The sequence below is a fragment of the Paenibacillus sp. 1_12 genome (genome assembly GCF_900114475.1).
Taxonomy (GTDB): domain Bacteria; phylum Bacillota; class Bacilli; order Paenibacillales; family NBRC-103111; genus Paenibacillus_S.
Map to the genome: position 1 here is coordinate 1 of NZ_FOTE01000061.1, position 2,256 is coordinate 2,256.

Sequence of the window (2,256 nt, forward strand, 5' to 3'; positions counted from 1 at the left end):
TGATGGTGTTGGGTTTTAAACCCGGGACAAACCCATCATACCGAGGCGCTCCTTTTTTGACAAAGGCCATTTCTTAGCCTTAACAGGAATGTTTACTTGAGAAGTAACAAATGAATTTCCCTAAAAATATCGGCGATATGATTCTCTCCTTCGCTCTCCGCGCAGCTGAGCATAAATCTGTGTAGTAGATGCTTTTTCATGCCCAAGCATACCCTGAATAAATTCAAGTGGAGCACCGTTATCAAGCAATTGACAGGCATAGGTGTGACGGAATCGATGAGGATATACATTGGCTGTAATTTTCCCACGCTTTGCTAACTTTTTAAAGACCAGCGTATTGTTGGAATCGTCAATCGACTTGTCGGATTCGTTTCGGTAACAAACAATGCTTTACAGGTATCCCCACGACTCTCTAGGTATCTCTTTAACCAAACCTTACACTCGGTAGTAAAATAAACCTCTCTTTGTTTAGAACCCTTACCATTTACAATAGCTGAACAGTTCTCCCAGTTCACGTCTTCAATGTTTATTTACTGCACTTCTCCAACTCGGCAGCCCGTGCAGTATAGAAATTCCAACAGAGCATGCTCACGGTGAGATCCACAGGTAATCTTAAGATGAATTACATCCTCCTCAATTAGAAATTTCGGAATACGTTTGTCCATTTTTGGTTCTCTCAGCTTAAGAGAAGGGTTCCGTGTGATATGTCCTTCTTCAAATGCAAAGCGAAAAAGGGAGCATACAAATCGAATCCGATGGCCTAAGCTGCTAGATTTTAACCGCCCTGATACCTTAGCAAAGTAGTCTTTTAGCAAGTTTAAAGAGATTTCTTCAATCTCCAGATCACCCAGTTCACGGACCAACATCTTTAGTTGTAGAAAGTATGCTTTCATTGTATGTGTGCTGAATCCCAGAATACGTTTGTCAGCTTCTTACAGCATCCATAAATCCTTCAATGTCATAAAAAACCCTCCCAATTATAAGTTATCTCTAGCTTTGCTAGAATTGGGAGGGTTTAATCTTTATTGCTTATTTCTTTTTAATGGGTATCCATATTTCGCTTTTAAATTGCGGCGATGCTACATCTTTGTGCTTATTCCAGAGCATTTCCGGCCCTTCGCTTAGCTCATATTGCGAGGACGGAAACCATTCGGAATAAATGCGTCCCCAGATCTCTTGAAGCGCACTCGGAAAAGGGCCGACGGCTGTGAATACAGCCCATGTAGAGGCTTGCACCTCCAGCTGGGCGAAGCCATCTCCATCTTTCGTTGTGGCCGCCCCAATGTAATGATCAAGCTCTCCTTTCTCCTCCATCCGCCCTTCACTGAAATTCGTGGAAGCACTGATTAGTCCTGAAGGTTGAACATTCGAAAAGCCCTTAATCTTATCAATCATTTCTGGGGTGAGTCCTTCAAACATCGACGCAATCTCCGGATTCACCCCTTGATATACTATTGGCACTCTTTTTTTGATCCCCACGATGCGAAAAGCCTCTTTGTCTTCAATTCGGTAGTTCATTTCACTTCCTCCTTTGATAGTCAGTTGAAACGTCATCCGTGGGAAGGCTTTGAGGGACTGTCCATGGATCCGGGCTTCCGAGGGATTAATCCCATGCATGCTTTGGAAAGCCCGAGTAAAGGAATCCGGCGAGGTATATCCGTATTTCATCGCAGCATCGATGATCTTGATGTCACTGTGGCTTAGCTCGAGTGCTGCCAAAGTTAGGCGTCTTCGGCGGATATATTCCGACAGAGTAATGCCTGCAAGGAATGAGAACATCCGTGTAAAATGATATTCCGAACAGCAGGCAATTTTCGCTGCCTCCTGATAGTCCACACGATCAGTAAGATTCTCCTCAATATAGCTTAAAGCTTTGTTCAGTTGCGCTAGCATATCCATGATATCACCTCCCCTCGTTACTCAAAGCATAGCAGAGAAGGTAATTCCCTTCCCGACATTTAGTGCACAATCCTGTAGGGTCTTTCTCAGCTCAGTGAACAGAAGACAAGTCTGATAGGAATGCCATGTACTCCTGTGTTGTCTCTTTGAAGTTGGCTGGCAAATCCGTAGGATTGGGTACACGGAAAACTTACTGTAGAGTAACAAAAAAAACAATGAGCAGCTTCCGCGGCAAACTACTCATTGTTTTTCATTAACGTTCCCCGTTAGCGGAACACCTTGTACGGCTATTTCTCCAACTCATAGCGGGCCGCGATAATGCCCGACTTGAGCGTTCGGCTGGACAGCAGCTTGAGC

Annotated in this window: 3 protein-coding genes; all 3 read right to left on the bottom strand. The window is 44.1% G+C overall.

Going from position 1 to position 2,256, the window contains the following annotated elements; translation table 11 throughout:
- Positions 1 to 120: 120 nt before the first annotated feature.
- Positions 121 to 387 (bottom strand): tyrosine-type recombinase/integrase, encoded by a 267-nt coding sequence (locus BM210_RS36075; RefSeq protein ID WP_371263588.1) that lies wholly within the window; start codon positions 385 to 387, stop codon positions 121 to 123.
- 143 nt (positions 388 to 530) lie between these two features.
- Positions 531 to 893: a tyrosine-type recombinase/integrase gene (locus BM210_RS36080; RefSeq protein WP_371263587.1), complete on the bottom strand. Its 363-nt coding sequence runs from the start codon at positions 891 to 893 to the stop codon at positions 531 to 533.
- 136 nt (positions 894 to 1,029) lie between these two features.
- Positions 1,030 to 1,899, bottom strand: a complete 870-nt coding sequence (locus tag BM210_RS34115) for an AraC family transcriptional regulator (protein ID WP_091177104.1) — start codon at positions 1,897 to 1,899, stop codon at positions 1,030 to 1,032.
- Positions 1,900 to 2,256: the final 357 nt, after the last annotated feature.

Excerpts from the sequence above, each read along its gene's own strand:
- BM210_RS36080 (WP_371263587.1), bottom strand. The coding sequence starts at position 893 with ATGAAAGCATACTTTCTACAACTAAAGATGTTGGTCCGTGAACTGGGT.
- BM210_RS34115 (WP_091177104.1), bottom strand. The coding sequence starts at position 1,899 with ATGGATATGCTAGCGCAACTGAACAAAGCTTTAAGCTATATTGAGGAG.